At 68.5% G+C, this 23,409-nt stretch carries 15 protein-coding genes and 3 pseudogenes; 8 read left to right on the forward strand and 10 right to left on the reverse strand.

Annotated elements, in window-relative coordinates:
• Positions 1–115: 115 nt before the first annotated feature.
• Positions 116–340: pseudogene (locus tag EF387_RS44070) on the reverse strand (RICIN domain-containing protein); the annotation flags it as partial.
• Positions 341–371: 31 nt separating this feature from the next.
• Between EF387_RS44070 and EF387_RS44075 the strand changes: the two are divergent.
• Both EF387_RS44075 and EF387_RS44080 read left to right on the forward strand, forming a co-directional pair.
• Positions 372–881, forward strand: coding sequence for a type VII secretion system-associated protein (locus tag EF387_RS44075; RefSeq protein ID WP_128382232.1), 510 nt, complete (start codon positions 372–374; stop codon positions 879–881).
• A 70-nt stretch (positions 882–951) separates the two neighbouring features.
• Positions 952–1,281: a hypothetical protein gene (locus EF387_RS44080; RefSeq protein WP_128382233.1), complete on the forward strand. Its 330-nt coding sequence runs from the start codon at positions 952–954 to the stop codon at positions 1,279–1,281.
• 4 nt (positions 1,282–1,285) lie between these two features.
• On the opposite strand, the gene EF387_RS44085 is transcribed toward EF387_RS44080, so the two are convergent.
• The gene (locus EF387_RS44085; protein ID WP_128382234.1) at positions 1,286–3,064 is read right to left on the reverse strand and encodes a serine/threonine protein kinase; all 1,779 of its coding nucleotides are present in this window, start codon (positions 3,062–3,064) and stop codon (positions 1,286–1,288) included.
• A 750-nt stretch (positions 3,065–3,814) separates the two neighbouring features.
• Positions 3,815–5,134: a beta-ketoacyl-[acyl-carrier-protein] synthase family protein gene (locus EF387_RS44090; protein WP_128382235.1), complete on the reverse strand. Its 1,320-nt coding sequence runs from the start codon at positions 5,132–5,134 to the stop codon at positions 3,815–3,817.
• An 845-nt stretch (positions 5,135–5,979) separates the two neighbouring features.
• Between EF387_RS44090 and EF387_RS44095 the strand changes: the two genes are divergently transcribed.
• Entirely contained in the window at positions 5,980–8,193 is a 2,214-nt protein-coding gene (locus tag EF387_RS44095; RefSeq protein WP_162467340.1) for an ATP-binding protein, read from the forward strand.
• 644 nt (positions 8,194–8,837) lie between these two features.
• Here the strand turns inward: EF387_RS44095 and EF387_RS44100 are convergent.
• Complete coding sequence (locus EF387_RS44100; protein WP_128382237.1) at positions 8,838–10,679, reverse strand: AMP-dependent synthetase/ligase; 1,842 nt, start codon at positions 10,677–10,679, stop codon at positions 8,838–8,840.
• Between the two features lie 280 nt (positions 10,680–10,959).
• Between EF387_RS44100 and EF387_RS44105 the strand changes: the two genes are divergently transcribed.
• Positions 10,960–12,087, forward strand: coding sequence for a trypsin-like serine peptidase (locus EF387_RS44105; RefSeq protein WP_128382238.1), 1,128 nt, complete (start codon positions 10,960–10,962; stop codon positions 12,085–12,087).
• Between the two features lie 160 nt (positions 12,088–12,247).
• Here the strand turns inward: EF387_RS44105 and EF387_RS44110 are convergent, their stop codons facing one another.
• Positions 12,248–13,168, reverse strand: a complete 921-nt coding sequence (locus EF387_RS44110; protein ID WP_128382239.1) for an SGNH/GDSL hydrolase family protein — start codon at positions 13,166–13,168, stop codon at positions 12,248–12,250.
• 300 nt (positions 13,169–13,468) lie between these two features.
• Positions 13,469–13,702: a hypothetical protein gene (locus tag EF387_RS44115; protein WP_128382240.1), complete on the reverse strand. Its 234-nt coding sequence runs from the start codon at positions 13,700–13,702 to the stop codon at positions 13,469–13,471.
• A gap of 302 nt (positions 13,703–14,004) precedes the next feature.
• Here EF387_RS44115 and EF387_RS44120 point away from each other — a divergent pair, with 302 nt between their 5' ends.
• Positions 14,005–14,592, forward strand: coding sequence for a sigma-70 family RNA polymerase sigma factor (locus EF387_RS44120; protein WP_128382241.1), 588 nt, complete (start codon positions 14,005–14,007; stop codon positions 14,590–14,592).
• Positions 14,593–14,682: 90 nt separating this feature from the next.
• On the opposite strand, the gene EF387_RS44125 is transcribed toward EF387_RS44120, so the two are convergent.
• From EF387_RS44125 to EF387_RS44130, 3 genes and pseudogenes are all read right to left on the reverse strand, one after another.
• Entirely contained in the window at positions 14,683–14,910 is a 228-nt protein-coding gene (locus EF387_RS44125; protein ID WP_128382242.1) for a hypothetical protein, read from the reverse strand.
• 599 nt (positions 14,911–15,509) lie between these two features.
• Positions 15,510–15,777: pseudogene (locus EF387_RS50310) on the reverse strand (helix-turn-helix domain-containing protein); the annotation flags it as partial.
• A gap of 117 nt (positions 15,778–15,894) precedes the next feature.
• On the reverse strand, positions 15,895–18,813 hold the full coding sequence (locus tag EF387_RS44130) for a S8 family serine peptidase (protein ID WP_238432050.1): 2,919 nt from the start codon (positions 18,811–18,813) through the stop codon (positions 15,895–15,897).
• A 521-nt stretch (positions 18,814–19,334) separates the two neighbouring features.
• On the opposite strand from EF387_RS44130, the gene EF387_RS44135 reads away from it, so the two are divergent.
• Positions 19,335–19,988, forward strand: a complete 654-nt coding sequence (locus EF387_RS44135; RefSeq protein ID WP_128382244.1) for a response regulator transcription factor — start codon at positions 19,335–19,337, stop codon at positions 19,986–19,988.
• Positions 19,985–21,181, forward strand: a complete 1,197-nt coding sequence (locus EF387_RS44140) for a sensor histidine kinase (protein WP_128382245.1) — start codon at positions 19,985–19,987, stop codon at positions 21,179–21,181. Before EF387_RS44135 ends, EF387_RS44140 begins: the two co-directional genes overlap by 4 nt.
• Before the next feature lie 53 nt (positions 21,182–21,234).
• On the opposite strand, the gene EF387_RS44145 is transcribed toward EF387_RS44140, so the two are convergent.
• On the reverse strand, positions 21,235–22,728 hold the full coding sequence (locus EF387_RS44145; RefSeq protein WP_128382246.1) for an aldehyde dehydrogenase family protein: 1,494 nt from the start codon (positions 22,726–22,728) through the stop codon (positions 21,235–21,237).
• A 553-nt stretch (positions 22,729–23,281) separates the two neighbouring features.
• Here EF387_RS44145 and EF387_RS44150 point away from each other — a divergent pair.
• Positions 23,282–23,409: pseudogene (locus tag EF387_RS44150) on the forward strand (glutamine synthetase); the annotation flags it as partial.

Consider the following 23,409-nt stretch of genomic DNA (forward strand, 5'->3'; position numbering starts at 1 on the left):
CGCGGCGAGGCGCGGTGCCAGACCACGCGACCCGGGCGGGCATAGTGACAGGACCCCTTAGCCCAGGGGCGTCACTGATGGGTTTTGACGGTGCCGCAGCGGCTGCCCTGTGCGCTTACTTCAGGGTCCACTTCTGGTTGGGGTCGCCGTTGCAGACCCAGAGGATCATCTTCGTCCCATTGGCCGTTCCCGCGTCGTAGGCGTCCAGGCAGAGGCCGCTGTTCACGATTCTGACGGTGCCGTCGGCGTTCACGTTCCACTGCTGGTTGGTGTCGCCGTTGCAGTCCCAGAGGATGACCTTCGTTCCGAGGATCGTTTGCCCGTCGTAGGCGTCCAGGCACGGCGAGTGGCGGTCCGGCCATGACGGCGAAATCGACGAGTGGCGAGCCAACGAGGACTACCGCCCCTCCCCGCGGGCGCTGGGCTGGCCCGAGCCCACCGAAGAGGTCGACGAAGCGGTGCAGCTCGCCGCCACCGGTTACGGACCGGGAGAGGCCGTGCCGCAGGCTCTGGCGAAGGCCGAGGTGGCCGTACTGGTTGCTCCCGGCGGCCGCCCGCTGTCCGCGACCGCACCCGACGGCGCCTCGGTGGTGCCGGTATTCACTTCACCCTCGTACCTGCACACCGCCGGCCGCTTCGGATACGAACTGATGCCAGTGGTGGACGTGTTGCCGCTCGTCCCCGACGAACATGTGATCTACCTCAACCCGTCCGGCCCCGTTTCCATGACCGTGGACCTGGGAGCCCTGCGCGACGCGATCGCGCCGGCGGCCCAACCGGCCTTTCCCGCGACAGAGGTTCCGGTGTACGGGGGCGGAGTCGGCCCGCTTCGAGTGGATGAACCGGATGGTGCCCGGGTGCGTAGCCGGCAAGAGCAGTAAGTCTGCGGTACCAGGGTGCGCCCGTGCGCGCGAAGGTCCGCTCCGGCCGGGCCGTGGAAGCGAAGACAGCATGATCAAACCGGGTGACGAGCTGACGGCCACCGGGCCGGAGGCGGATGAGCCTGATTCGGTGGGCACCGAGCAGGTGACCGGCGCATCCTCGGGCCAGGCCACGAAGGAGCCTGCCGTGGATGTGCCCTACACCTTCGCCATGGACAGTTGGGGCTTGACCCGGAACCTTGGCACATGTTCCGTTTGCTTTGTCCGGGGCGAAGTGCCGGAACCACTCCGATTCCGCCGCCTGCGCAACCGGCCGGGTCACAGCGACGCCGTCTTTGCTACGGGCGCATCCCGTATCCGGTTCGCCCTCAACGGCGAACCGGACCCCGGAAGGAGGTAGGCGGTCAGCGGAACGCCCAGACCTGGTTGTCCCGCCCGTTGCATTCCCAGAGGACCGCCCCCGTTCCGCTCGCGCCCCCGAAGATGTCGACACACTTCTGTGACTGATCAGCCATCAGTTTCGTACCGGAGAGGTGGAATCGCTGGCCGGCGTTGCCGTCGCAGCCGGCCAGCCGGATCTCTGTCCGGTCGGCGGTCGCCCCTCCGGCGACGGTCATGCATTTCCCCGATGACCGCATGGTTCCATCCGATCCGGTCTGCCATTGCTGCGCCGCGGAGCCGTCGCACGTGGCCTGGAAGAGCTGCATCCCCTCGGTCCCGTCGCCGCTGCTCAGGCACTTCCCCGAGGCGGCGACCACCAGGGCACGGCCGGCCGGGGGGACCGATGTGTCAGATCCGCTCTCCGTGGACGTGTTCTCGCCTCCGGGTTCCGGCTGGGGGCTCCCTTGCGGGTCCTTGGACGGCGACCGCGATGGGGTGAGCGCCGTCGGCGACGTGACGCCGGAACTCGCGGGGCGTGACGTGAGGGGAGGGGACGTCGCGGGTGCGGATGTGTCCGTGGACTGCGGTGTGGTGTCGCCGGCCGGGAGCGGGCCGTCCGATGCCGGGGCGCTGGTGCCGCTCTTCTCTGGCGTCGGAGTGACCAGCCACGCGATGGTGGTCAGGGCCGCCGCAGCGACCGCTGCGGCGATCACGACCGGCTTCTTCGAACGGCCCGAGGGCCGCTGCGCCTGCAGGTCGGTCGTGGCGGGCTGCGGACCTTGCGAGGGGTTCCCGGCAGCGGATGGCTCATGCCTTCCGTGACCGGAGTTCCGCCCCGGCTCCGTCTTCGTCGTCGACGCGGGCTCCGACTCCGACGCGGGCTCCGACCTCGTCTCCGCCTCCAACCGCGTCGTCGATGTCGAAGCGTCGTCGGCGACCGCAGGGGCGGCGGGCGGAGCGACAGACGAGCCATCACAGGAGCCCATTTCGCCGACCGGTAGCCGAAGAAGGCGCTCGGCGTCCCCGGCCGACAGGCGCTCGGCCGGGTTACCGGCGAGCAGCCCCTGGATCAGTGGGGTGAGCGGTCCGGCGCCTCGTACCTCGGGGACCGGCTCCATGGCGATGGCGTACATCGTCTCCGTCACCGAGTCCCGGAGGAACGGTGAGCGGCCGTCGACCGCCTGGAAGAGCGTTGCGCCCAGCCCCCACAGGTCGGCCTCCGGGCCCGGCCTGGCGCCGACGAGGCGTTCGGGGGCGATGAAGTCGACCGACCCCACAAGTTGGCCGGTACGGGTGAGATGTGAGGTCTCGGCGGCCTGGGCGATACCGAAGTCGGTGAGGACCACCCGGCCGTCCTCGGCGAGCAGCACATTGGCCGGCTTCACGTCCCGGTGCAGGATGCCGGCCTGGTGCGCCGCCCGTAACGCGGCGATCACGCCACGGCCGATCCTGGAGACCTCTTCGAGCGGGACCGGGCCATGTGCCTCGATCAAGTCGGCGAGCGTGGTGGAAGGCACGTACTCCATGATGATGGTGGGCAGGCCCTCGTCGTCCACGACGTCGTGGACGACAACGACATTGGGGTGGCTGATCCGGGCCGCGCTGCGGGCCTCGCGCCGGGCGCGCTCGAAGAGGGTGGCGAGCTCGGCGTCGTCGAGATGCGGCTGGGCGTGGAGCTTCTTGACGGCGACCTGGCGGGCCAGGAGATGGTCGTGGGCGCGCCAGACGGTGGCCATGCCGCCTCGTCCGATCCGGTCGAGAACGCGGTATCGGCCGGCGATCAAACGTCCTACGTCGGACACCGTGGTTTCCTTTCCGCTGCCGCAGGACCGATCCGGCCGGCGGCGGCGCGGCACTCCTGTGGTCGGGGCCATCCATGGCCCCGTTTTTTCTGCCTTTTGAGAGCGCGCTGCCGGTCGTGGGGGCCGTCATTTCTTCGGTCCGGCGACGCCTTCGGGTTGATGTCGCCCTGTTGATGTCGCTCATTGATATGGATCATTGACATGGCTCATGGAGGACCGACCTGGATTCGCTGTGAGCGACGGCACGAGGTGCGGTGAGGGCAGGGCGGCGATCGCTGTGGGGACGAGCAACCGCAGCGAGTCATGGGTCGGTCATGGGCGCCGCGCGAAGGGCCGGGCTTCCCCGGACTGACCGCTTCCTCGCAGCGTGATGGGTTGTGAGGCGGCGGAATACCGCCTCACAACCCATCAGTTCTGACCGTTCCGACGTGTGATTTCGGTAAGGCCCTGAACCCTCAGCCAGCAGGCAGCCGCTCAGCCACGCGTGCCCGCCTCCGTCCGTAAGACCGGACAGGACTCAGGAGCGGCTGTGACGGCGGCGATGCCGCCTATAGCGTGCCATGAGCGTGCACCCGCGGATTCCTTGCACCGTGTGCTCCTTGAGTCAGATGACTGCGAGGTTCGTCCGTCACTGCTCCGCACAACGGTGAGGACTCGTGGTGGGTTCAACATCGCCCACCCCTCCCGGCCGGACTCGGTCCGACTCAAGGCGCGTCAGGTACGACACACGCACATGGCCCCGCTGACAGCTCATTGTCCGTCGGTCACGCGGAAGCCGAGGACCACGTTGTGGCCGCCGAAACCGAAGGAGTTGTTGAGGGCGACGATGTTGCCGCCTGGGAGGGGACGCGGACGGGAGGAGACCAGGGAGGGGTCGACCTCGTCGTCGAGTTCGGTGATGTTGATGGTCGGGGGCGCCGTCCGGTGCCGCAGGGCCAGCACTGTCGCGACCGTCTCGATACCACCCGCGCCGCCCAGCAGGTGACCGGTCATGGACTTGGTGGCGGAGACGGCGACATGACCCATGTCGTCTCCCAGCACCTTCTCCAGGGCCTTGAGTTCGGTGACGTCGCCCTGCGGGGTCGAGGTGGCGTGCGCGTTGAGGTGCGCGATCTCGGAGGGCCTGATGTCGGTCGTGGCCAGCAGTTGCTCCAGCGCCGCCGCGATGCCGCGACCAGTCGGCTCGGGCTGGGCGATGTGGTAGCTGTCGGCGGACAACCCCTGCCCGACTGCCTCGCAGTAGACGGCCGCACCGCGGCGGGCGGCATGCTCGGCCGCCTCAAGGATGACTACGCCGGCGCCCTCGCCGAGCACGAAGCCGTCACGGCCTTTGTCGTAGGGGCGTGAGGCCCCTTGCGGATCGTCGTTCCTCTTCGACATCGCCATCATGTTGCCGAACGCCGCGAGGTTCAGGGGGACGATAACTGCTTCCGTCCCGCCGGCGACCACCACGTCGGCGCGGCCGGTACGGATCATGTCGATCCCGTAGCCGATGGCCTCCGCGCCGGACGCGCAGGCGCTGACCACGGTGTGGACACCGGCTCGTGCGTCCACCTCCATGCCTACGTGGGCGGCCGGGCTGTTCGGCATGAGCATCGGCACCGTGTAGGGGGACACCTTGCGGGACCCTCGCTCGCGCAGTACGTCGTACTGGCTGAGGAGGGTCGTCACGCCACCGACGCCGGTGCCGACGACTGAGCCGACGCGGTAGGGGTCAGCCGGCGCCGAGATGCGACCGGTCCCGTCGCCCGCGTCGAACGACCCGCCGGTTTCACCGGCCTTCCCTGTGAAACCGGCGTCCGCCCATGCCTCCCGTGCCGCTAACACTGCGAACTGCGCGGCCCGGTCGAGTCGGCGCGCCAGGTGCCCGGGAAGCACGGACGTCGGGTCGACCGCGGCGGGCGCGGCGATACGTACCGGTAGTTCGGCTGCCCAGTCCTGCTGGAGGGCGGTGGCGCCGGAACGCCCGGCGAGCAGTGACTCCCAGGTCGATGCGGTGTCCCCGCCCAGGGGGGTGGTGGCACCGACACCGGTGACGACGACAGTGCGCAGGGGTGAGTTGAGGTTCACTGGATGCGTTCACTCCATGGCTGCGGCTGGAAGGACTCTGGTCCGGGTGAAGGACGGCAGATACAGTGCAGCCGCCCGGTCTCACCGACCGTCATGCAAGAAACGGCTGTGTTCCGTACGAGGTTCATCGCTGTGCGTGACCAGCGGTGCGGGGTGACGCGGGGCAGCGGTCCGGCTTCTGCGGTCGTCCCACGGCACACATGTTCCGGACGAGTCCGAAAGCAGAGGAAAGAAGGTCGAGGGCACACCCCAGCAGGTCCACCTCGTTCGGCGAGTCAACTGCGGCGCCTGCTTCGCAATGTTGGTGTTCGTCGCAGTGCAGGGGGTGGTGGCACGGCAGATGCTGAGGGAATGGTTGGTCAACCGTGTTTTGACGCAGACGACTTGGGAAACTTGTTGTTCGACGGACACGCGTCATCGGTCCTTTCCGGGGTCGTGCGGGCGGATCGGCCTTCCCGGCGCGGTCATCGCTCCGTGGTCGATGGGTCGATGGGTCGATGGGTCGACGGGTCGACGGGTCAAGGTGCGCGGGTGCAACCCAGGACGACTTGCGAAGGTGAGCGGTTCACGCTGGTCATGGGGCCCGTCGTGCGGGTTGTGGAACCGGCTTTGGACTTGGTGAGCAGTACTGGGCAGGCCGACGGGCTTCAAAGTGAGCAGTTGTCTGCGGCAGCGTGAGCAGCACGGCGTCACGCGAGACAGGAGCACTGCAGATGACCACTATCTGCCCGGGGAGGCAAGGGCATACCGATACAAGGGGCATGCAACAGGGGGCAGTTGGCCAGCAGGCACCTGATCAGGGGTGGGCCGCGCGCAGCCGACCTTCCGGGACATGGTCCTTCGGCGTGCTGGGTACGTTGGAGGTCCACGCCCCCACGGGTCCCGTGGCGCTCGGGCCGCCGCAGCGGCGGGTACTTCTGCTGCGCCTGCTCACCGAGGACGGCTGGCCGGTATCGGTGGAACGTCTCTGCCAAGACCTGTGGGAGGGACGGCCGCCGAGTGCGGCACTGTCCTCCCTGCGCGCCCACATCAGCAGGCTCCGCTCTGCGCTGGCGGTTGCCCCGGAGGCCGGGACCGGCATGCTCACCTACACCTCGGCGGGCTATGCGCTGCACGTGCCGCGCGAGCAGCGGGACGCCGGGCTGTTCGAGGACGCCGTCCAGTACGCCCATGGGCTCGCGAAGGAAAAGAAGTGGGCCCAGGCTCGCGCGGAGGCGGAGAAGTCTCTCTCCCTGTGGCGTGGCAGGCCGTACGCCGACGCGGACGGAAGACTCTTCGCGCAGCGTGAGATGAACCGGCTCTCAGAGCTTCGTTGGTCCGCCAGGGAACTTCAGGCCGGCCTGCTGCTGGAAGAGGGAGAAGTCGCGCGGTCCATTGCGGTCGCCGAGGAGATAGTCAGCAGGAATCCGCTGCGCGAGGCCTCCTGGGCCGTCCTGCTCCGCGGTCTCTATCTGGCAGGGCGTGCTGGTGAGGCGCTGCGTCGCTTCGACGCGGTCCGCCGCCTGCTCGCGGAGGATCTGGGCACGGACCCCGGACCCGCGTTGCAACGGGTGCACATGGCCATCCTTCGGCATGACACCGGTGCCCTGCATCCCGCCGCACGGACGAGCGTGCGCGTCGCTCCGGCTTCCGACATGACGGACCGGACGCCTTCCCCCGACCGGACGCCTTCCCCCGGCCGGGCTTCTTCCCTCGGCCGGGCTTCTTCCCCCGGCCCGACACGACTGGCAGGGCGCGAAGCCGAACAGTCCCGGTTGACCGAGTTGTTGTCCGCCGCACGCGCCGGCAGCACCAGGTGGGCCGTGGTGTCCGGAGGAGCGGGTAGCGGCAAGACACGTCTGCTGGAAGTACTCGGTGCCGAGGCCGAACAACACGGGTTCAAAGTGCACTGGGTCCGCCACCCGAAGAAGCGCCAAGCCGTCCGCCCGGCAGGCGGAACCGCCGTCACGCCGATCCTGGGCAGCCTTGCCGCATACGAGGGCGAGCACGGGATCCTGCCCGAGAGTGAACGCGACAGGCCGGCTACGAGCGAACTCGCGGGCCAGCCCCCCGTCCTGTGCCTGATCGACGATGTTCAGGGGGCCTCCCCGGTGGTCATGAATGAACTCGCCTCCTATGCCGCATTGGTACGGGATACCCCCTTGCTCGTCGTCTGCGCTGTGAATCCCGGCGGTGAACCGGGCACCGAGGAATTACTGGCGGACCTCGCCCGCTGCGACGCGGAACACTTCGAACTCCGGCCGCTCACCCCCGAGGACATAGCCGCGTTGCTCCGGTCGACTGCCGACTCCCGTCCCGGTGCAGCCGCAGGCGCCACCGTCGACGATCCGCAGTCGGAAGCAGCTGCGCTGCATGGGTTGACCGGGGGCAACGCGTTCTTCCTGGCCGAACTGCTGCGTCTGCCCGCTGCTCGATGCACGGGTCCGCGCCTTGTCATACCGCCCGCCGTAACCTCCGTGATCCGGGCCCGACTGCAGGCGCTCGCTCCTGAGACACGGCAGGTGCTGGAGATCGCGGCCGTCATCGGAGACGAACTGGAGGTGCCGGAACTGGCGGCGATGGCCTCGCTTTCGACGGCAGCCGTACTCTCCGCCCTGGACGTCGCCGTGGAGTCCGCTCTTGTGGCGTGGTCCGCCGGCGGTACCCCCCGCGAGCCAGGGGCGTACCGCTTCTCCTGCGGACTGGTCCGTGAGGTGCTGAAGGCGGGCCTGAGCCGGGCGCGCAGCCATGAGGTGCACGCGGCGGCGTACCACGTGCTGGCTGCCCGGCCCGGGAGCAGTGTCGAAGCCGTCGCCGAGCATGCCATCGCGGCGGGGCCGCTCGTCGATGACCACGATCTTTCCCATGCCGCGCTGCGGGCCGGCTACGCGTGCCTGAAGCGGAACGACGTGGACGAGGCCCGTGAGTGGCTGGCCCGCGCTCTCGCGGGCCAGGCCGGTGCGGAACGGGCACGGGGGAGTGGGAGGGGAGCGGTGCCGCAAGTCGCCGTCGGGGCCGCATCCGATGGCGCTGCCGACGGAGGGAGCAGCGTGGTCTATCTGCCGGTGCGGCGTGCCTGAGCACCCGGCCCCTCCCCCTAGGGGGCTTCTGATGGATCTCCGCGGCGTCGCGGCCTGGCCGGCACGCTCGCCGCGTGGCCGAACCGCCCACGTGGCTCCGCCACGAGGGCGCTCCGGCGCCTTGCGATCGCACGCACCAGACGCCGCTCCTTCCTCCACGGAGATCCATCAGAAGCCCCTAATCCACGTGGGTGACTTCAAGGCGTCCGGCCGCACTTCCGGTACGACGCAAGGTGATGTCGAACAAGAGCCTTCCCGTGCCGGGGCGGAGGGTGGCCGACCACCCCGGCGCTATCGCCCGGTCCCTGCCCTGCTCGCGGGTGCCCTGCCGGGGACCGCTGATGACTGTCACATACGCGACGGAGCTCCCGGTGTTGCGTACGGTCACCGCCCGTGTCCGCACGCACCGGTGGCCGGTGGCCTCCGCCCGGCACACCTGACGCAGATCCCCGAACCCATGGGTTCCGCAGGAGAGTTCGAGGCCGGGGGAGAGTGTGGAACTGCAGACCCGGCCTGCCCTGACACGGTTGTCTCCTTCTTGTTCGCCGGCCGGGGACCAAGCGATCACAGCTCCCGCCGGCACCAGCGCGAGCAGTACAAGCGCCGCGAACCACGCCGGGCCGCCCGGCCTCTGAGGCCACCTGTCAGTCACTGGTGCCCCCCGCTCGGCCCGTCGTGGGGCCTGAGGGTGCGTACATGGCCTCGATGACACCGCGGTACTCCGCCACCACCCTGGCACGCCTGACTCGCAGGGCCGAGGTGAGCATCCCGTTGCCCACGGTGAAGGTGTCGGCCAGGATCCGGAAATCCCGGATGGCTTCAGCCCGGGGAACGGTGTCGTTCGCCAGGGCGACCGCTCGCTCTATCACCTGCCGTATGAGATCCGTCCGGATCAGCTCCGAGCGTTCGAACCGCGCGGCCGGGAAATAGCGCTCCACAACCTCCCAGTCGAGCGTGATGAGAGCCGAGAGATAGGGGCGTCCGTGACCGACCAACAGGCACTGGGCGACAAACGCGTGGGCTCGTACCCGTTCCTCGAGCGGTTCCGGGGACACCCGCAGACCACCACTTGTCACGGTCACCACCTCCGTGCGGCCGGTGATGTGCAGATAGCCGTCACGGTCCAAGCGGCCCAGATCGCCGGTGTGCAACCAGCCGTCTGACTCCGGCGGCGAAGCGACCGGGCTTCCCGAGGAGATCTGTGGGCCCCGCAACATGATTTCGCCGTCCTGCGCAATGCGCATTTCGACGCCGTCGACTGCTTGCCCGACTGTGCCGAACTTGATGCGGCCGGGCGGGTTGCATGCTACGCCGGCACAGGATTCGGTGAGTCCGTATCCCTCGTGTACGGCGATGCCGGCACCGAAGAAGAAAAGGCCGATGTCCCGCCTGAGGGCGGAGCCTCCGGATATGGAATGCCGCATACGGCCACCGAGTGATCGACGGATCTTTCTGTATACGAGCACGTCGTAGAAACCGCGGCGCACCCGAAGCCGGGCGGAGGGGTGGGGGCCGCCACTGAAGGTGTATCTCTCGTATGCGAGGGCGTAATCTCTGGCGGCCCTGACGGCGTGCAGAAATATTCTTTTCCGAATCTGTCCCACAGCGGCCTGCTGAGCTCTTCGATAAATGCTCTCGTAGACCTCGGGGACGGCCAGCTGGAATGTCGGGCGAAATGACCGCAGGTCGTTCAGCAGCGTCGACAGCTTGATGGACGAGCTGTGGGCCAGCTGCACGCCGTGCCGGACCGCGCAGACTTGCACCGTGCGTCCGAAGATGTGCGAAAGCGGGAGGGAAAGGAGCGTTGACGCCGTCCGGCCCCTGGGCGGAACCTGGATGATCTCCCGAGCGTGAGCCATGATCGCGTCCGCCTGCGCCGCCAGGTTTCCATGCGTGATCAGGCAGTCTTTGGGCTCGCCGGTCGTACCCGCCGTGTACACGATCGTGGCCGGTGTGCTCGGGCCGACCGAGCGGCGCCGCTCCTCCACACGCCGGACGTCCACCTGTTGGCCTTCGTGCACGAGCCGGTCGACGATCCCCTTGTCGAGCTGCCAGATGTCACGGAGCGCCGGAAGGTGACGCATTGACACGCCAACCTTTATGAGGTGCTCCTCGTTCTCAACCACGCATGCCACAGCTTTGGTCTCGGAAAGCACCTGCACAACCTGTTCGGCGGAGGCGGCGTGGTGCAATGGGACGGACACGGCGCCGATGGTCCACAATGCGTAGTCGAAAAGAGTCCACTCATAACGGTTCGCCGACATGATGCCCACTCGGTCTCCGGCGGCGATGTCACGGGCCAAAAGGCCTCTGGACAGTGCCCTGACATCTTTCGCGAACCGGGCCGATGTCGTGTCGATCCAGCCGTGACCCGCTCTTCGTGAGAACTGAATGAATTCTGGCTGGCGGATCGCCCTGTCGAAAACGGCATCGGCGAGACCTCCACCGGTGCGTCCGGCGATGACAGTTGCGCGATTTGCTTGCATATGTCCCCACGGCTTCCGGATTCGGAGAGAAGTGATTGCCTACCGAGGCTGTTGCGGATCTTCCACATGCTTCACATTCCGCCTCAGTGGGCTGGCAGCAGGCGCTGTACAGGGCACTACGTCCACTTTTCGCAGCCGGTTCGCTCCGGGGACGGCGAAGTCCGGCGGCAGCCGGAAGACAGGGTGAACCCGAGTTCGAGGCTCGCCGTAGCAATCAACGGACGAACGCGAGGAAGCGGGATCGTCCCACCTGTATGAGGAGATTTGTGCCGTGAAGCCCATGACAGCGAGCAAAGTCCTGCCACGGCAGCGGCGCGGTCGTATCGGAGTCCTGCTGGCGACGATCGTGATGACCTCGGCGTGCACCGTCGGCGGCGAGGACGGCATCGGGCCGAGCGGGGCTCGGCTCCACGAGTGGCGCAACGGCGGATGGCAGGACTGGAGCGCCGACACCTGGCCCCGGGACCCGGGCAGCTTCTGGAATCCCGTCATCGACGGTCTGTGGAGCCCGGAGCGGATGAGGGCGGCCCGCGACCCGGTCAAGGAGGCGCCGGTGGAAAACGCGGAAGCGGCGGGCGATGCCGACCGCGCACCGGAGCCGACCGGCACCGAAACCGTCCCTGTCCCTCATCGCCGCACCGCGCCTGCTGTGGGCAAGATCTTCTTCGACACTCCTCGGGGCCCGTCGGCCTGCTCCGGCACGGTGGTCCGGGACCCGGCACGTCCGGGCCGCTCGAGTCTCGTGTGGACCGCGGCGCACTGTCTGCACGCCGGGAAGGAGGGCGGCTGGTTCCGCAACATCAGCTTCGTCCCGTCCTTCAACGAGCGGGCGGTGCCCACTGACGCGCGCTTGTCCGCCTCCGGCGCGCGGCCGGCGCCGTTCGGGCAGTGGTGGGCCGACTGGGCGGCCACCCCCGGCGAATGGCGGTCCGAAGGCACCGCGGCCGGGGCAGCCGGCGCCGCCTTCGACTACGCGGTGCTGCATGTCACGCCGCCGGCGGGCGCGGGTGGCACGTCTTTGGAGGAGACAGTGGGGGCAGCCCTGCCGGTCGCCTTCGACACACTCCCCAGAGCCGTGGGAACGGTGGGCATCTGGGGCTACCCGGCGGGCGAGGCTGCTGCGGACGGTGCCACTCTGCGCCTGTGCACCGGCCGGCCACGGCGAGGCTCCGTGACGCGGGCCGGGGTGGCAATGCACCGCGTGGGCTGTGGGACAACCGGGCGCTCGTCCGGCGGCGGCTGGTTGGCCACGGACGGCGTCGGCGGAACCGTGCTGGTCTCCAACACATCGACTGCTTCCGGTACTTCCGCCGCCTCCGGCTCGACTGCGTGGCTGGCCGGACCCATGCTCGGGGCGTCGGCCGGGAGCGTTCTGCACGAGGTCAGCGCTCGCTACGGAACGAACTGACCCCAGCCGGGGGATGGTTCTCCGCGCAGAGCCCCTGAACTGTGTCGGCCGGTTGCTCCGGCAGAAGGGCGTGGTGCCGCTTCTGCCGGAGCAACCGGCCGAGGAGTTACCTACGGCCAACCCGTCGGCGCCGGATCGGCGCCGACGGGTTGACATGACACTACGGCTTGAGAATCTTCGCGTGAGTCAGCATGGCCATCGCGTAGTGGCCGTATTCGTTGGGATGCGCCATCATGGTGTTCTGTGCGGGGCTCAGGGACTCGAACCACCGTCGCTCGCGCGGCTGGCACATGTCGTGACCGACGGTCGGCGTGTATGTGTCCGCGAAGGACATACCGACGCCGCCGGCCACCGCCTGGCGTTCCAGCGCCCGGTTGACTTTCTTCGTCATGTCCCGGAGGAAGGTGAAGTCACCCTTGGCGAAGGGAACTTCATTGCACCCGACTCCGGTGTCCGGGAACAGCGCGGGGTAACCGACAACGATCACCTTGGCGTCCGGGCTGCGGCGCCTGACCTCCTTGAGGACATCGCGGATGCGACCCTCCATGTCGTTGATGCGCACGCCCAGGTCATTCTTGCCGCCCGTGTAGTACTCCTTGCACGGGCTGCCATTCGGCTTGGAGAAGTAGCCCTCCACGCACTTTTTGAGTATTCCCGTGAAGCCGACGTCGTTGCCGCCCAAGCTCAGCGTGACGAGCTTCGTGTTGGGGGTGAGGGCATTGGCCTGGGGAGGCTTGGCGCCCTGGGAGTTCCAGAAGTTGCTGGTGGTCGCCCCGCTGCAGGTGACGTCCTTGAAGGCGCGGTTCAGCCCTTTGACCACGGACGACCCGGCGATGAGGCTGGAATAGCTGCCGGTCGTGCGGTCGCAGTACTCGTCCTTCACCCCGGCCAGCCCGGCACCCGAGGCGTAGGAGTCGCCGAGGGCGACATAGTTGGGACCGTCGGCCGAGGTGACCGCCGCGTTCTGGGCCGTCGCGGCCGTCGCGGCCGGCGCGCACAGCGAGAGCAGAGCGGCCGAGGCAGCGGCGGCTCCTGCGGCCGCGCGGCGCTTCCGTGTCGGCCTGCTTTGGGGATGCGTCATTCTGAAATGTGCCACAACGCCTCTGAGGTCTCGTCGAAATGAATGGATGGATGCGGCGCGCTGCGGGGTGAAGTTCTTCCCGGCCGCCTCGCGCCCCGAGAGGTGACGGCTGGATGCCGGTCGGTCGGAAACGGAACAGTGCCCCGACCGGTCCTCGGAGAGAGCACGGCGGACTCGTGGGCCCGCCGTGGATGCTCCCGAGTAGCTCAACGAGGAGCAGAGGGGCATCGGTTCACCGCGCGGCACGATCCGCAGTCCCGGTTTCCGGTGAACCGCCCTCGATCAACGACGCCCAGCCCCTCACCAAGTCCTCAGGACGTAGACGGGACAACCGTCCAGAATGCCCATGTAGATACATTCGAAGCCGGTCAGTTCACCCTTCTGCGCTGCCATGTTGCCCGCGGTCTGGCAGGCGACCGCGGAGAAATACACGCTGACTCGGGGTGTGCTTGCGGAGGCCGACTCCGTCACCAACCCACACAAGGCCAGCGTGGCCGAAACCAGCGTCAGCGCGGACAGCGGCCTTCTCTTCATGCCTCTCCTTACCCACATGCACAAGTACGGGCGCATGGAGGCGACTTCGAGGTCCGGACCGTCCGTGTGATGCCCCCTGACGGCCACAACCTGGTCAAGGTCCTTTGCTGGTTCCTTGCCGTGTGACGTCTGCCCACGGTCCGCCTGTGCGCACGACATGTCGTCGTCGTGGGCGGCGCCCCGCTGCGTCGCCGCGGCAAGCCGACGACAAGCTCAGGCCAAGTCCTCTCGGCGAGCGTGAGCACACCACGCACAGCGTGGCCATGCGACAGCTCCATCTTCGATCACAAGGACTCCAAGCCATGAGGCGCACCATGGATGCCCCCGGCGCTTCCGCCGAGCCGCGCTCGTCACTGCCGCAGTCGACGCACGCGAGTTACGACTGCGAGACATTCGTCCGGGACCTGTACGAACGGCACGGCGCGGATCTGCTGCGGTACGCGTCCCGGCTCCTGGGAGGTGACTGGCACCAGGCGGAGGACATCGTCCAGGAGGCGGCCGCGAGGGCGTGGAACCATCTGGCGACCCTGCGGACCGCGGACGAAGCCCGTCCCTGGGTGTTCACCGTCGTACGCAACCTGGTGATCGATCACCATCGGGCACGGCAGATACGCCCGACGGAGGTGCCGGCGGCAGAGAGGCCGGAGACTCCCACCGGCGATCAGATAGACCGGATGCTCACCTCCCAGGTCGTCAGCAACGCCCTGCGGGAACTGAGCGCGCAGCACGAGGAGGTCATCAGGCTCATGCACTACTCCAGATACAGCGTGGCCGACGCGGCGAAGCACCTGGGGGTCCCTCCGGGTACGGTGAAATCCCGTTCGTACTACGCCATCAGGGCTCTCAAGAGCGCCCTGGTGAGCCGCGGCGTACTGGATGCCACCGCCTGACGGACCAGCTGCCGGTCGAAGACGGCTGGTGGCTACGCCAACCGTTGTGCGTCGTCGTCCGCCCCGTAGATCTCCTGTCGCCACAGCGCGTCACAGGATCCGCTCGACCCCGCTGACCAGATGCCTGCGGTATGTACCGAACGGGAGCCCCAGCCGTACTGCGGCCGCTTCCTGAGTGGTCCTGCCAAGCAGGTAGGTCGTCGCCACCGCACGGTGGTACTTCTCACCGCTCCGCTCCTCGTGCAGCGCTTGTACGGCCTGGGTCAGTACGTCCTGCAGTGAAGCACCCTGCTCGACAGTCAGCCTGCTGCGGGCCAACGGGTTCCCCGCGAGAGTCTCCGGGCGCCGCAACGCGCGCAGTGCGTCGCGTACGGCGGCGTCGAATTCAGGCCGGGACAGTACGGTGAGTTCGGCGGGTTGGGAGTCGGGGCCTCATCAGGCGCGCCGGGTACGCCGGGCGTCCGACAGCATCAGACGGGTCTTCCGCTCCGCCCATGTAGACCGACTGCACCAGCCAGTCGGAGGCGACGCACTCCGCGGGCGTCCAGGAAAGCCGTGGCTTCGTCGGGGGTCAGGTTGCGCAGCGCCACGGTCCGCATCAGCCCGGCCCAGCCGGAATCGTAGGTCCACCCCGCGTCCGTCGCCTCGCGTCCCGCGATGACGACCAGCGCCCGCCGGCAGTCGTGTCAGGAACCTGTCCCGCAGCCGGCCCTCAAGGCCCTGACAGCGCTCGAAGGCGTCAATGAGCAGGACGACCCGGTCGCCGGTGAGTACCGTCCCGGCCTCCGTCTCGAAGGCCTCGGAGGTGTGGGCTCGGTGATCCGCCCGTCGACCTCCAGCACTTCACGCCCCGCCGCCCGCGCCTCGGCGGCGAAGCGGCGCAGCAGCATCGACTTGCCGATGCCGCCGGGCCCATGCAGGTAGCGCGACGGTCCGGTCGGCCCCTCAGCCACGGGAACGAGGTGAGGCGGCACCACCTCGGTGATGGGTGGTGCCGCCTTCTGACGGCGGTCCGCGCTGCGGCCGTTACGCCATCGCCTGCCGGTCTTCGAGTTGATGCCGACGACCCGGCAGGCGTCCTCGTAGAGGGGTCCCTTGATCCACTAGCCGAAGGTATTCCTCCCGCTCACTGACCAACTGCCTCGGGCCCTGCGGCTTCCGGCCATCCCGGATCTCTCCGTCCATCGCACCCCTGAAGTGGGGTATTGCGACGACCACTAGATCCAAGGGTGGTCCGGGCCTTCGCCGTGCTGATGCGGTTCGTCAGGGCGGCCGAGTCAGGTGAGCTCGGGTCCGCTCATGTCAGGCCTCGGTGCCTGCGATGGTGATGGCGTCGATGTCGGGTCCCCAATCCGAGGGGTTGGAGAAGGTGATCCTGTTGATGCCTGCGGTGAGGCTGAGGGTCATGGTCTTCGTGCCGGGTGTCGAGAAGCTGCCGGTCGTGCCGAACTCGACCGTCTGAGGTGTGCCGCCGTTGACACTGATCTGGAGCGGCCGCGAGGTATCGCCGTTGGTGAAGGCGATGGCGACCCGGTAGGTGCCCGGTCCGGCGGCCGGCAGGACGCCGTTGACTGTCAGGGTCCCGGTGCCGGCGGTGCCGGAGCCGACGAACCCGACGAGCGCGCCGCCGGAACACGCGGCGCAGGAGATGACACCGGCGGTGCCGGTTCGGCTGTTCACGGCGGCCTCGGCCTCGTGCCGGACGGTCTGGGCCGGCAGCCTGACCTGCTGGTTGTTCGCGCCGGTGCAGGTGGTGATGGTCAGCTGGCTCCAGTTGCCCGGTGCAGTCAGGCACTTACCCGAGGCCGCGTCGACCAGCGTGCCGCCCGCGCCCGGGGCCCACACCTGCGCGGCGCTGCCGCAGTCCCACAGCACGATCCCGGTTCCGTCCGCAGTGGCGGCTCCGTTGACTGTGAGGCACTTGCCGAGGACCTCAAGTCGGCCGTCCGACCGCAGGGTGAACATCTGCGCCTTGGTCTCGTTGCAGCCGACGGTGTGGACGATGCTCCCGTTGGCTGTACCGGAGTTGCGGACGTCGACGCACCCGGACGCGGTCACGATCTCGCCGTCGAAGACGGTCCAGGGGAAGGTGACCGCGCCGGCCGACCCGCCCGCGTCCCGGACCGTGACGGTCGCCGAACCGGAGCCCTTCGCGGTCGCCTTGCCGGAGATGAGGCCGGTGGACGCGCTGATCGAGATTCCGGCGGGCAGGCCCGTCGCGGAGTACGTGAGGGTCTGCCCGGGCAGTGAGGCGCCGGCCCTGATCTGCTTGCTCACCGTCTTGGTGAGCGAAGCGGTGAATGTGCCCGGATCGGTGACGGTGATGACGTCGAACGGCTCCCCGCCCGGAAGGGACCACTGCTGCTCCCTCAGCCCCGTGCAGGTGGCGATGATCAACTGCTTCGGCTTCATCTGCAGGCACTTGCCGGAGTTCTTCTCCCGCAGCCCGCCGTTGGACTGAGGGGTCCATGTCTGAGAGCCGGAGCCGCAGTCCCACAGTACGACCTTCGAGCCGTCGTCGGTCCCGCCGTTCTCCACGGTCGCGCACTTGCCGACCGGCATGGCGGAGCTGGGCGACACTTCCAGGAGTCCGCCTCGCAGTGTCCACTGTTGCGCGGCGGTCTGGTTGCACGGCACCCGGTTGATCGGATTGCCGTTGCCGGTTCCCGAGGCCCAGACGTCGAGACACTCGCCCTGGTTCTTGATCTCGCCGTAGCCGTCGACGACCCGCCACATGAACGACGTGCTGCCGACCGCGCCGGTGCCGTCGGACGCCCTGACGGTGACCGTCCTGTCGGCCGTGGTAGTCGGCGTGCCCGTAATGAGGCCGGTGGACATGTTGATGCTCAGGCCCGTGGGCAACCCGTCGGCGCTGTACGTGAGGGACCGGCCGGTGTTGCTGGTGGTGGCCTCCACCTGGAAGGAGGTGCTGGTTTTCACGACGGATCTGCGCGGTCCGGGATTGGTCATCGAGACCGTTCGCGAACAGGACACGTCGACAAGCTTGTTGGGTGTGCCCGTACCCGCATCAGTGATCTTGCCGGTGGTGGCGCATCCCACGAGTGCCGCCTCCACCTGAGCGGGTGTGGCCGTGGGGTGGACCTGAAGGTAGAGCGCGGCCGCGCCGGCCACGATCGGCGACGACAACGAGGTACCGGATGCCGCGCCGTTGGCGGTATCGCTGGTGTGCGCCACCGACTGCACCGACGTGCCGGGGGCGAACAGATCGACGCAGGTTCCGAAGTCGGAGAACCCGGCCCGCTTGTCATTGGCATCACTGGCTGCCACGACAATCGCGTTGGCGTTGTGCGACGGCGAGCCGGTGCACGCGTCGGTGCTGTCGTTGCCGGCGGACACGACCACGGTGATGCCGGCCGCCACTGAGTTGTCGATGGCCTGCTCCCAGACCGGGTCGACCCAGTTGGTTCCCAGGCTCATGTTCATCACGGCGGGACGCTTGGCGTTCGCGTTCACCCACTCCATGCCGCCGATGACGTCGGCGACCGTGCCTTCGCGGCCCGCGCAGCTGCTGCCGAGGACCTTCACCGCGTAGAGGTCGGCGGCCTTGGCGACGCCGTAGGTGCTGCTTCCCACCACACCGGCGACCGCCGTGCCGTGGCCGTCGCAGTCGGTCGCGTCCGCGTCGCCGTCGACGAAGTCGTATCCCGAACGCGCCCGTCCGCCGAAGTCCTTGTGCGTCATCCGCACGCCGGTGTCAAGGACGTACACCGAGACGCCGGAGCCGGTGGCGTCGCTGGAGTAGGTCGAGCTCAGCGGCAGGTTGGTCTGGTCGATGCGGTCCAGTGCCCAGCCCGGGTACGGCTGCGTCGCCTGAGTCGACACCACCGCGTCCGGCTGGACGCGGTCGACGCGCGGGTCGTCGGCGAGACGCCGGGCGGCGGTTTCGCTCAGCTGGGCCGAGAAGCCGCTCACCACCCTGCTGTAGGTCTGATCGACGGTTCCGCCGTACCGATCAGTCAGATCCTGGGCGATGTCTTCGACCGCCGTCGCCGCCGCGGCCTGCGCGGAGGGTAGCCGGCTGTCTTTCAGAAGAACGATGTATCGCCCCGGCACGATGTCCGAAGCCGGAGGTGCCGCGCGCTGGTCCGCGGCCGGTTCGACAGGCCGCTCCGAAGGGGTCGCGCCGACGGCGGGCGTGCCCCCCAGCCATAACGCCGACGCCGCCAAAACCGCGGAGATGGCGAGGGATCTTCGCCTCAATCGCTGCATGGTATCTCTTCCCAACGCTTGGGGGCAGGACAGCCTGCCCAGAAGGGATGGAGGCGTCCGGACGGTTCGAGCGGCACGTCCTCCACCGCTGTAGGCAACGTGGAGAGGCAAGTCAGGGTTCAAGACCGATGCGGAGTGGCTGACTCGCCGTCGGCTCGTGGCACGGGCGCATGACAGCTGCGTCATGAGCGCGTGACTGCACCGAACCGGTACGCACCGGTTGCCCGTAGTACTGACGACGGCCAACTGCGGGGACCCTGGAGAAGACAAGCCGATGACGACACAGCCGACCGGGCGGCCCGCACTGCAATCGAGACCGGGAACTGGCCCCTCCACCAGCTGGACGCCCCGCAAGGACGTCGTCGACCTGCTGATCGCAACGCAAACTCACCGCAGAACACGCATAGTTCGGCGTTGTGGAGGGACCGGCTAACCCGTTCCTAACTCCCGTTCAGCCATGCTGGGACGGGCACGGCCGAAAGCGGGCCGGTAGGCCCAGGAGAGGAGCCGCGATGCGGGTGCTGGTGGTCGAGGACGAGGAAGAACTCGGGCAGATGATCGCCGATGGACTGCGGGCCGAGGGCATGAGCGCGGACATCGCCGGGGACGGTGCTAAAGCCCTCGAGATGGCGTCGGCCGTCGACTACGACGTTCTCATCCTCGACCGTGAACTGCCCATGGTGCACGGTGATGCCGTGTGCCGTGCGCTCAATGTCGCAGGCCATCCCGCCCGGATCCTCATGCTGACGGCCGCCGGCAGTCTGGGAGACATCGTCGAGGGACTGGGCCACGGTGCCGACGACTACCTCGCGAAACCCTTCTCCTACCTGGAGCTCGTGGCTCGGCTGCGCGCTCTGGGACGGCGCGGACCCGGAACCGTTCCGACCGTCCTGGAACGGCGTGGCCTACGCGTGGACACGTTGCGCCGGCTCGCGGAGCGCGACGGCAGGCTGCTGCGGCTGACCCCGAAGGAGTTCGGCGTGCTGGAGGCGCTGTTGGCGGCCGACGGGGGCATGGTGTCGGCGGCCGAACTTCTCGACACGGTGTGGAACGGCGAGGTCGATCCCTCGAGTACGGTCGCCAAGGTCACGGTGCATCAACTGCGCCGTAAACTCGGCGATCCTCCGCTGATCGAGACGGCGCCCGGCTTCGGCTACCGACTGTGAGGCCCCGCACCCCAGCCTTCCGGATCCCCACCCGGCCGGCCCTCCGGATCCGCACTCGCCTGGCACTGCTGAACGCCGCTGTCTTCGCAGTCGGCAGTGGTCTGCTGCTCGTCGCGTCGTGGCTCAGCACACGGCAGATCATCGAAGAGAACAGCGCCACGGTCGCGGCCACCCCGGCTGCCGCGCCAACCGCAGGTGTGGCGCCCCCGCCAACGGACTTCGGCAACCCTGGCACCATGGCACCGGGCGTGTCGGAAAGCCGCTTTGAGGCGTTCCGCGACGACGTGCTGTCCGACCTGATGACGCGCTCGCTGCTGATTCTCGTACCCCTCGCCGCACTGTCGGTCCTGGCAGCCGTCTGGATCGCGGGACGCTCACTGTCGCGAATAGGCCAAGTCACGGGCACGGCACGGGACATCAGTGAGAACAGCCTGCACGCTCGCCTGCGTCTCGTCGGACCGGACGACGAGGTCAAGGAACTGGCCGACACCTTCGACACCATGCTCGACCGGCTGGAGCGCAGTCTCACCAACCAGCGGTTGTTCACCGCCCAGGCCTCACACGAATTACGTACGCCCCTGACCATCCAGCGCACAGCCCTGGAGATCCCCCTGGCTCACGGTCGGGTGCCCACCGAGCTCGAACCCGACATCCGTCGGGCACTGGCAGCCACCGAACGCTGCGAACGCTTGCTCGCCTCACTGTTGGTACTGGCCCGCGGAGAGAGCGGCGCCCTCCACCACCGTCCCACCGATCTCGCCGAACTGGTGAGGGACGCTCTCGCGGAGCTGGGCAGTGAGTTGGACGCGACCGGTGTGAGCGTCCACTCGGTCCTTGGACCGGCGCCCGTCGCGGGTGATGTACCTCTGCTGGCGCAGCTCGTCGCCAACCTCGTCACCAATGCGGTACGGCACAACCGTCCCGCGGGGAATGTGCGTATCACCACCGAGACCGATATGGGGTGGTCTCGCGTAGAGGTCGAGAACACCGGACCGCTCGTCGACCCTGCCCACCTTCCGGGCCTGTTCGAACCGTTCCAGCGAGGCACCGCTCGGGTGAAGGGTTCCGGACTCGGTCTCGCGGTCGTCAGGGCCGTCACCGATGTGCACCGGGGCCGCCTGACGGCGATGCCTCGCCCCGAGGGTGGGCTGACGGTCCGGATCGAGTTCGGGGCGGCCGAACCGATGCCCTGAGGCGCAGGCCGGCGGCCTCGGCGGGCCTGGCCCCTGGCACATCGAGCGATGCGTCAGCGCCGCTCATGGAGCTTGCGGACGAGGGAGACGACGCGCTCCTTCGCCGCGGCGGGGGCCGTGAAGGAGGTCAGATTGACCGGCGGGGCGAAGCGCTGGACCGTGACCGACTGGGGCGCGGTGAAGGCGCGCAGGCCGTCCTCGCCGTGGATGCGTCCGAAGCCCGAGTCTCCGGAGCCCCCGAAGGGGAGAGCGGGCACTATGGCGAAACTGAGGACCGAGTTGACCGAAACCATGCCGGAGCGCAGCTGGGAGGCCACCTCTGCACCGCTCCGCCGATTGCGGGTGAAGACCGAGGCCCCGAGCGCGTAGCGCGACGCGTTGGCGCGCCGCACCGCCTCGGACAGATCGGCGACCGCATTGATCGCGACGGTCGGCCCGAAGGTCTCCTGCGTCATGGCCACCGAGTGTTCCGGGACGTCTACCAGGACGACCGGATTGACGCCCTCCTCCGACACCGGCTCCACACCGCCCAGAACGGCTCGTGCCCCGGATGCCACTGCCTCGTTGACGTGACGCTCCACCACGGCCGCCTGACCCGGCATGGTCATCGGTCCATAGGCCGCGTCGGGGCCCGTCCCGGGGCGAAGTGCGCGGGCCCGCTCAACGACCTTGTCACACAGGGCCTGGTGCACTTCCCGCACGGCATAAACGCGTTCGACACCCACGCAGGTCTGGCCGGCATTGGCCATCGCACCCCACACAATGGCGTCGGCGGCGGCGTCGAGGTCCGCGTCGGCGGCGACGATCACGGCGTCCTTGCCACCGCACTCGGCGAGCAACGGCGTGAGCGACTCGGCGCACACGGCCATCACCTTCCGCGCGGTCCCCGGCGAGCCGGTGAACGCGACCTTGTCCACACGGGACCGGGCCAGCGCCTCGCCCGTCGCGGCCGCACCGGTGACGGTGGTGAGCAGACCGGCGTACTCGGGCACGGCCGCGTCGAAGAGCTCCGCCAGCAGCGCGCCGGTGCCGGGTGTGTACTCGGAGGGCTTGAACACCACGGCGTTGCCTGCCGCGAGGGCGTATCCGATGGATCCCATCGGAGTGAAGACGGGGTAGTTCCACGGCCCGATCACACCGACGACGCCCAGCGGACGGTGGACGAGTGTCGCCCCCTGATTGACGGCGAGCAGCCCCGTACGGATCCGGCGCCGGCGCAGCACCCGGCCGGCGTTGCGCGCCGCCCAGGACAGATGCTCCAGAGCGAGGATCATCTCCAGCTCCGCGTCGCCCCGCAGTTTGCCCGTCTCCGCGGACACCATCGCCACCACGGTGTCCATCGAGGCCGCCAACAGCCGTTTCCACAGCAGCAGATGCTCGCGGCGCCGTTCCGCCGGCAGAGCGGCCCAGCGAGCCGAGGCCTTCCGTGCCCGGTGCACGGCCTCGGCGATCTGCTCCGGCCCCTCGACCGGGTACTCGGCGAGCGGCTTCCCGGTGGCCGGCGAGTACGAGGTGAACCTGGCGGTGGGAAGGCTGGTGTCCGTCAACGGTGCTCCTGGTGTGAGTTTCGCCCGGAGGCGAGGCGATCGCCTGCCGTGCGCGTGGTGCGTCGTGCGCCCGTCAGAGGCCGCGGGGCATGTGCTGGTGCGGTCACCGGCCGGACGGAGACGGGAGGGAGGACGGGCCCCCCTCCGCGCCTCGTATTACGACCACTCCCGTCGGCAGGTTCACCTCTGCACCGGTGCAGAGGCATGTCACTGTTGCCATGTCACTGCACCACCTTCCGAGTGGTGCGAACGACGTGTGACCGGGATGTCGTATCGAACCGTTTCTGGCCAGAGGCCGTAGCTGATGACGACAGCACACTGCCGTGGTCGAAGTAGTGGGTTCCGCCGGGCGCCGCAGCGACCTCCCGGCAACGCCCGGCCCCGCGGGGCGTGATTCGACCCGCTTCTGGCTTTCCCCTTCAGGCATCCAGCGACTGGACCCACGGGAACGACCTACGCACCCGGGCACAGCTCGGCCGCCGTCCGGCGGCGAACACGACCGCGTGTTCACCGCCGACCTACACATCCCACGCACTGAGAAGAATGGAAAGTCATGACCTTCAAGGCTGAGTACATCTGGATCGACGGCACCGAGCCGACGGCCAAGCTCCGTTCGAAGACGAAGATCCTGGCCGACGACGCGAAGGGTGCCGAGCTCCCGATCTGGGGCTTCGACGGGTC

Source organism: Streptomyces cavernae, assembly GCF_004023625.1.
Taxonomy (GTDB): Bacteria; Actinomycetota; Actinomycetes; order Streptomycetales; family Streptomycetaceae; genus Streptomyces; species Streptomyces cavernae.

Excerpts from the sequence above, each read along its gene's own strand:
- EF387_RS44100 (WP_128382237.1), bottom strand. The coding sequence starts at position 10,679 with ATGCAAGCAAATCGCGCAACTGTCATCGCCGGACGCACCGGTGGAGGT.
- EF387_RS44110 (WP_128382239.1), bottom strand. The coding sequence starts at position 13,168 with ATGACGCATCCCCAAAGCAGGCCGACACGGAAGCGCCGCGCGGCCGCA.
- EF387_RS44135 (WP_128382244.1), top strand. The coding sequence starts at position 19,335 with ATGCGGGTGCTGGTGGTCGAGGACGAGGAAGAACTCGGGCAGATGATC.
- EF387_RS44080 (WP_128382233.1), top strand. The coding sequence starts at position 952 with ATGATCAAACCGGGTGACGAGCTGACGGCCACCGGGCCGGAGGCGGAT.
- EF387_RS44120 (WP_128382241.1), top strand. The coding sequence starts at position 14,005 with ATGAGGCGCACCATGGATGCCCCCGGCGCTTCCGCCGAGCCGCGCTCG.
- EF387_RS44115 (WP_128382240.1), bottom strand. The coding sequence starts at position 13,702 with ATGAAGAGAAGGCCGCTGTCCGCGCTGACGCTGGTTTCGGCCACGCTG.
- EF387_RS44105 (WP_128382238.1), top strand. The coding sequence starts at position 10,960 with ATGACAGCGAGCAAAGTCCTGCCACGGCAGCGGCGCGGTCGTATCGGA.